Genomic DNA, 7,686 nt, shown 5'->3' on the forward strand with positions numbered 1-7,686 from the left:
GATGTGTATAAGAGACAGTCATTGTGTTATCCGATGGTGCTGATGCTGGCAATATCTTCAATGACGATGATTATAATATGACAGCTAGTGAGGTTCATTCAGAGCTAAATGATAATAACTACTGCGATACAATAAGAAGCACTCTTGATAAAGAGGTTGATGGAGTATCGTTTCAATCAAAAATCGCCGTTATCGGTGTTGGTTTTGATGCTACAAAAGACTCCAACCTTAAAACCTGTGCTGGTAAAGATAATGTGGTTGATGCCAGAGATGAAGACCATCTATACGACTTAATTATCAGCCTTATCGCAGAAGAGATCGGCCACTTACACACTCTGTAAATAACCGAGCTTTCCCTCGTTCCCACGCAAAGTACGGGAGCGAGTCTGATGCAGTGCCCCACGAAGCAAGCCAGATCTCCATAGCTCGTGACTCACCTTTCTTTACCATATAATAATAAACAGAAATATCTATCAGGCTTACTCACACCATGTTTGAAACCATTGATAAGCTGAAAACACAACTGGATGCTTTTCCCTCGTTCCCACGCAGATCGAAAACCGGGGCATATATGGTCCGCCCCGCGATGGAAAACCGGGATCAGGTCTTTCTTCTTGACGATCTTAAAATATGAGTCAGGACTTCCTTTTTGAGTTACAAATAGGTTTAACTTTTCAACTTTAAAATCGGAGTATGCCGGTTTTGCGTATTCTGGCTAATCGTGAACATGTTTTCTGGTAAAGCGTGAACACGAATTCTGGCCAGGCGTGAAGAAGGATTCTGGCTGATCGTGAACATTTTTGGCCGATTTCCAGAATCGTGTTCACGACTCCAGAATTCATGGTCACGACACCAGAATATCGCAGGTAACGTGAATATCTCCCTTTCCTAAGCATTGATTTCGTTCAACTTGTGCCGCTTCCCTTAACTCACAACCACAGGGAACAGCGGCCATGCCAATGAAAACGAGGTTATCAATGCGTAAAACCAGGGAGATTTTTCGACTCCGATTCGAGTGTCGGCTAACCATCCGACAGATTGCTATCAGCCTCCGGGTCAGCACCGGTGTCGTCACCAAATACCTGAACCTATTCAGTGAATCCGGCCTGCACTGGCCACTGCCAGACGAGATGGACGACACTGCTCTGATCAACCTGCTCTCACCCGACGCCATCAACCGACGGTATGAGGGGCTGACCGATCCTGACTGGATTGAGGTTCACCGTACCCTCAAGCGCAAGGGGATGACCAAGCAGCTGATCTGGGAAGAGTACTGTGACGTCTACCCCCCACAACCACTACAGCTATCCTCAGTTCTGCCACCGCTACAATGAGTGGCGTAAAAAGCAGAAGCGCTCAATGCGGCAGGAACACCGGGGCGGAGAAAAGCTGTTTATTGACTATGCCGGTCTGACCGTACCCATCGTCAGCCGGGAGACAGGAGAAACAGCGCCTGCACAGGTCTTTGTCGCGGTACTGGGGGCTTCCAGTTACACCTATGCTGAAGCCAGCTGGACGCAGGGGCTGCAAGACTTTCTCTGTTCCCAGGCCCGGGCATTCCAATTCTTTGTCGGTGTGTCCCAGTTACTGGTGCCGGATAACCTGAGAAGCGCGGTATCCAAAGCTTGCCGTTACGAGCCGCAAATCAACCGGAGCTACCAGCACCTGGCTGAACACTTCAATACATCCATCATGCCAGCCCGGCCTTACAAACCGAAGGATAAGGCCAAGGTAGAGGTCGGTGTTCAGGTGGTTGAACGCTGGATTTTAATGCGCTTGCGTCATACCACGTTCTTCTCCCTGGCTGAGCTGAATCAGGAAATACGACGCCTGCTGGAAGACCTCAATAACCGGCCTTTCAAACAGCAACCCGGCAGCCGTCGCACACTTTATGAGCAACTGGACAAACCGGCGTTAAGGCCCTTGCCACGGGAATCGTTTGAATACATCGAGTTCAAGTATGCCCGGGTCAATATTGATTACCATGTGCAGTACGAAAAGCACTCGTACTCGGTGCCCCATCAGCTGGTGCGGGAGCAGGTGGAGATCCGGGCGGGTCAGCAGCTGGTGCAGATTCTCTACAAGGGAAAGCCGGTGACCAGCCATCCCCGCAAGTGGAGTACAGGCTTTACCACCCGGCCAGAGCATATGCCAGAGCGACACCAGAAGCAGAAACAGTGGACACCCGGACGACTACTGAACTGGGCACAAAAGCTGGGTTCCGACGTCTTGTGGTTTACTCAGCAACTCCTTGATAGCAAAGAGCACCCTGAACAGGCTTACCGTGCCTGTCTTGGGCTGCTTAATATGGAGCGGGAATACGGCGCTGACCGATTGAATGCTGCCTGCCATCGAGCCAGAAACAGTGGTGGTCGCCGGGTTGCCAATGTCCGCTCAATATTACAATCGGGGTTGGACAAAATCCCGTTGAAGGAAGCGGAGGCCAACGACGATGCCCGAGTGACCCGAAGCCATGAAAACATCCGCGGCGCCGGATTTTACCAGTGAGGAGCGAGACCATGATCAATCAAACCCTGACTCGCCTTCGAAGCCTGCGCCTGAGTGGTATGGCCGATGCCCTGAACCTGCAGCGGGAACAGCCCGGCACTTACGAGGGCCTCAGCTTTGAAGAACGCCTGGCCCTGCTGATTGACCAGGAAGACACCGACCGCAATAACAAGCGTCTGGCCCGGCTACTCAAGGCCGCACGCTTCAAACTGGCAGCGACCCTGGAGGATATCGATTATGAACAACCCCGGGGCATCACCCGTTCCCAGATGGCGTCGCTGATCCCGGGTGACTGGTTGAACAGGAAGCAGAACCTGTTGATCACCGGTCCTTGTGGCACGGGTAAATCTGGCTCAGTTGTGCCTTTGGACACAGTGTCTGCCAGCACGGTTACAGTGTCCGGTACTTCCGCACCTCCCGATTGCTGGAGGCGATGACTATTTCTCATGGCGATGGCAGCTACAGCAAGCTGCTGCAGCAACTGGCCAAAGTCAACCTGCTGATACTGGACGACTGGGGGCTTGAACCTCTGACCCTGAGCCAGCGCAATGACCTGCTGGAAATTATGGATGACAGGCACAACCAGAGCTCCACCATCGTCACCAGCCAGATTCCGGTATCAAAATGGCACGACAGCATTGGTGACGCGACGCTGGCGGATGCCATTCTGGACCGTCTGATCCATAACGCGCACCGGCTGGAACTCAAGGGGAAATCCATGAGAAAAAATCAGGCCAAAACTGGAGGGTCGTGAACACACAGGCTACAAATATAAAAGAAGGGCAATGCTTGGGTAAGCGGAGATGTTCACGCTTACCAGAATTAGCGTTCACGTTTGCCAGAATACGCAACTGTCTCATAGTTAGAAAACGGGAATGGTATAATAGGGCACCGTAAAACCTTTGTTTATCCTAAATTCCGCAGTTGAGCTTCATAAAACAGTGAAAACTGTTGCAAGACTAGCTGCGGCGCACTTAATGCTGCTCACCCATTGGGTGAAACGCCAAATTCTACTTAACCCTTTTGCTCCTGGGGCTACAGCAAACATTCAATTTTCAACTGCTGAATTTAGGTTCATCAGTCTCTTCGAAATCGCTTACACGGAGGGGTTTTCGGTAGAAATTTTTTGTCCTTTGTCGAAATCCTGAAATATTTGGCTTATATCCGTATGGGTGGGTTGGGTCTCTTTAGTTTCCGGCACCCGTCCCCCGAACACCCCCCCCCCGTTCCGTATTTCCGTACTCCCCCCATTGAACCTACTGCGAGACTCCTAAAGCGTCTGTCCTTCGGCCAGAACTTGAGGCGTGTAGTTGTTGGGAGTTGCTGCTGCTTCGCTGCCGTGGCGTTGATGTGCAGCACAGCATGGTAATGATTGGACATGATGGCATAGGCACAGACTTCAATCGCAAAGATATTCACCAATAACTGGAGACGATCAATGACCCACTGCCTGCGATGTTCGTAGTTGTTTCCCGAAAATTGATACTGACCGCAAAGCCATGCTCGGCGAACACAGCTTTCACCTTCAATCTTTTGCCGATTTAACTCGGCGCACTGGGCGTCCTTTATTTTTCATAGTAAATCTGTGTCGTTTATTTGACGGAAATTATCAGGGGAATAAACTGATGTGCTTTTCGATTTGAGTGCACAATTTACTGAGATGTTTTTCGCGATCCTCATTAGTGGCGGAAAACAAATTAGAAGGTACGTCAATAATTGTGTACCCCAGCCGTTTATAATTGGCTATCTTTAAAATAGTTTTTCCATCTTTTGTTTTAAAATCATCAATGAAGTGCCAGGGGCCTTGCACTTCAACAGCAAGTTTGTGGTCAGGAAATGCAATATCCAATGGGGCCAGAGCCTCTACACTGTACTCTGTCTCAATTTTTATTTTAGGTAATTTTCTTTCTAGATATTTTGTAACGTACTCCTGTACTCTACTTACATATCCCGTATAAAGACTGGATTTTGTTTCGTTTTCATAGTTATCCAGTAATTGCTTAGCATTAATAGGAGATGAAGTGCCTTCATCTCCGGCAGCTCTCTCATTTTGATTATCTTCTCTGTATATCCATAAGGCCCCCAGATAAGTTAATAAGCTTCCTCTACGGGAGCTGGAGTTTTCTTTAAATATGCAGACTGTTTTTAGGTGATCCAACAGATCTTTCATGTTTTTCTTAAGGTTTTTAATATGTTGCTTTTGTTCAGGTTTTTCTTCCAGGTAAGACTGAGCAATAGCAATATTGATAGACCGAATCGCTGTTGTGATGACATGATGATATAACGGCTGATTTTCAATTAGTGGAATCAAATTTTCAGGATCGGAATCAAAGCTTTTATTGGCCGGCAGAGGGACTGCACGCACAGATCCGCCCGCTGTTTTTTGAGCAGTTCTATGTTGAGTATTTTTTTTCAATAGTTTTTTCAATATATTGTCATTCAGGAACTTATCAAGCATTTTTACTTGATCTTTGATGCCATCTCCCATAGCGGCAAAAGTGTATAGCACCCTAAAGATCTCTAAATGAGTTAAATCCTTATTTCTCAATGTCATAATATTTAGTAGTGCAATTGCCGATTTGGTAATAGTTTCCGTTGGCAAAGAGTTGAGGTTTTCTATTATTTTTGCGATACCCATCAGTATGTAGCTTATCTGTAAAGGTGTAGCTTCGAAACATTTCTTTTCATTGTATGTAATTACAAGCTGCAGCCACGCAGTAACTACACTGGTGATCGCTGTTGTCATCTCAACGTCTTCTGATGGAGGTGTGTCTCTGACCCCTTTTTCCAGTAATCGCCCTATGGAATACAGGTTGTTGGAAATCTGAAAGGAAAGTACCGGCTCTTTTTTTACAGACAAATATGCTCTTTCTGATTTGGCATCTTCGGAAACAGCGGACTGTGGAGGAGTTGACGCTGAATCTACCAGTGAATTTTGAACCGTTACAAAAGAACAACTCTTAGATGTCTCATTCACCATAGCCTTCAGCACGGCTTTAAGCGTTAATTTGAGTTCTACTCTCACGGGAAGTTCATTATCGAGCAGAGAGGCTAGTGCCAGCAGCAGAGATAGAACACCCCTGTCGTCAAGTTCATTACTTACTTTCTTTATTTGAGTTAATAAGCTATAAACTGCTTTTTCGATATTAGTATCTTTAACTTCATACCCACTTTTTACAATTCTTGATATGGTTAATAAAATGGAGGTTAAACCAGAAAATTCACGGCTGTCATTCAGATTTATACCGAGTTCGCCGGGATAATCTTGTGTACCTTCACCGGGTTGAGGACTTTCACAGTTGTTAACTATCACATTACACAACGCATTGATCAGGTTTATTTGTTTAACCTTCAGGTTGCCAGCCTTGGTTGTCCCGCTTTTATCTGGTTCAAATACGCCAGCGAGTATAGCGAAACAATGAAACATATACGACAGAGGAAACCATCGAATATGATCAAAAACTTTGTTAGAACTACTCCAAAAATCCATGAAAAATTCTTTTTCCGTATAATCCATTTTTCTTTTTTCTTTGTTCAGATCCAACGCTAGCTGTCTAGTAAACTCAAGAGAATTATTCGTGCAACATAAAGACCACACACCATCAGTCTGAAATTTGGCAAATGATTTTCTCAGCAGAGGGGGTGGGGTATTTTGATGAGCCTCTTTATAATGATCACTTGCGGCTAGCCGACCACGTATTTTTGGCTCCCATTGGGGGTTGGTCTTACGTTTGGTCTGGGTTCTGTTAGTTTTATTAGTGGATGGCTCAATAGACTGCTGATCAGCTGTAGCCTCTTCCTGCTTACTTTCAACCATACTTTTCATCGGAGGCACTATTGCTGTAGGTATATTCCTTTGTACTCCCCATTGTTTTTTTTCCCCTTTAGCTTTCCCAGGGGCAGACACACCACTTCCACTATCAGAATTAACAGCGCCTTTGGTCTGTGTGGGTTGGGCGTGTCCGGGCTCACCTGAATTAGAAGGTTCTACACGTGTTTCATTCCTCCTTCCAGTATCCGGATTCTTAACATTACGGGCTCCCGGGGGAGCAACAGAAGAAGCCATTGATTGGTCAGAAAATCCCCTTCCCCTTCCCCTTCCCCTTCCTTGTGGAATTACGGACACCTGCCTAATCCCTATCATCGTATCTTGAACTTTTGCCTGGGAGTCATTGCCTGTTTTTTTTAATTTCTGTTCAACTTCAACGCTATCCAACGCCTTGCCATCAACATGGATTGGTGTTGGGGGTAATCTTGATCTGCCTCTGCCTCTGCCTCTGCCTCTGCCTCTGCCTCTGCCTCCGCAAATGGATGGCCAAGTTTTTTTTTCAGAAGATTGATTGCTAGAAAATGCGCGAGATGTTTGATCCATAAATTAATTCTAATCTAGGAGCCTGTCGGACTTTGGGTAAAAAACAGACGGGGTGGGCTAAGTAGGTGATAGTTTGCTATCGAATATTTTGACCACTAGCCACGGAATAAGTTCCAATTCTTTTATAACCAAGACAGCTGGGGCGAATGGTATTCCCGGTGATAAATATTGAAAATCAAACAATCACCCACTTTTCAAAGAAGTAGCGATCATACCTATAAACCTTGCTATTACTGATAATAATCGGTTCATTAAATAAACTATCCAAACGATCAGTCAGTTTATACGAAGGCAAACTTCCACCTACTTATCAATCCAAAATTAATAGATCAGACGTTAAATAGGTGATAGGAAAACCGAGGTCAAAAACCGAGGTCAGGTCTTGATTCTTGACGCCGCTTAATCCTGTTCTACTTTTATAGCTCCTTGATTATGAACTGGGGGAATAAGAAGTGAGCAGGCCGTTGAGAATAAAAAGAATTGGACACCCATAGAAATACCAATACACTTCATACGGTTAAATTTGTGGGTGTCCCAAACTCTTTTTAAATTGTCCATATATGTCATTGAAACCCTGAAAAGGTCAGGGTGCGTCACTCTTGCCGCCACAACATTCACAGCTCAATTATGTTTCGTCCAGAAGCTTCGACCAATCCATGGTTTCCAGGTATTCCCGGTAGGCGATGCTTAGCAAAACTGGGGTAATGACTAAAGCGGAGGGGGAATTAAAAGCTTTCTTGATTCGGTCTGGGTTAAGAATTACACCGTCACTGTCGCCACTGCGATAACAAAAGCAGTCTTTCAAC

At 46.0% G+C, this 7,686-nt stretch carries 3 protein-coding genes and 2 pseudogenes; 3 read left to right on the forward strand and 2 right to left on the reverse strand.

All coding sequences use genetic code 11. The features are described 5' to 3' along the window. The first annotated feature begins 23 nt into the window (after positions 1–23). The 3 genes and pseudogenes from RM811_RS14495 to istB all read left to right on the forward strand — a co-directional run bounded on the left by RM811_RS14495 (position 24) and on the right by istB (position 3,262). Positions 24–341: a hypothetical protein gene (locus RM811_RS14495; protein ID WP_402525591.1), complete on the forward strand. Its 318-nt coding sequence runs from the start codon at positions 24–26 to the stop codon at positions 339–341. 636 nt (positions 342–977) lie between these two features. Further along, positions 978–2,508 (forward strand): annotated as a pseudogene (istA, locus tag RM811_RS14500) (IS21 family transposase). A gap of 11 nt (positions 2,509–2,519) precedes the next feature. Continuing rightward, positions 2,520–3,262, forward strand: a pseudogene (gene istB / locus RM811_RS14505) (IS21-like element helper ATPase IstB). Positions 3,263–4,117: 855 nt separating this feature from the next. Here the strand turns inward: istB and RM811_RS14510 are convergent. Beyond that, positions 4,118–6,880: a hypothetical protein gene (locus RM811_RS14510; protein ID WP_402525593.1), complete on the reverse strand. Its 2,763-nt coding sequence runs from the start codon at positions 6,878–6,880 to the stop codon at positions 4,118–4,120. A gap of 625 nt (positions 6,881–7,505) precedes the next feature. Next, positions 7,506–7,686, reverse strand: a 181-nt coding sequence (locus RM811_RS14515; protein WP_402525595.1) for a hypothetical protein, incomplete at its 5' end; no start/stop codon positions are given.

Source organism: Endozoicomonas sp. (assembly GCF_031844845.1).
In the GTDB taxonomy this organism is placed as follows: Bacteria; Pseudomonadota; Gammaproteobacteria; order Pseudomonadales; family Endozoicomonadaceae; genus Endozoicomonas.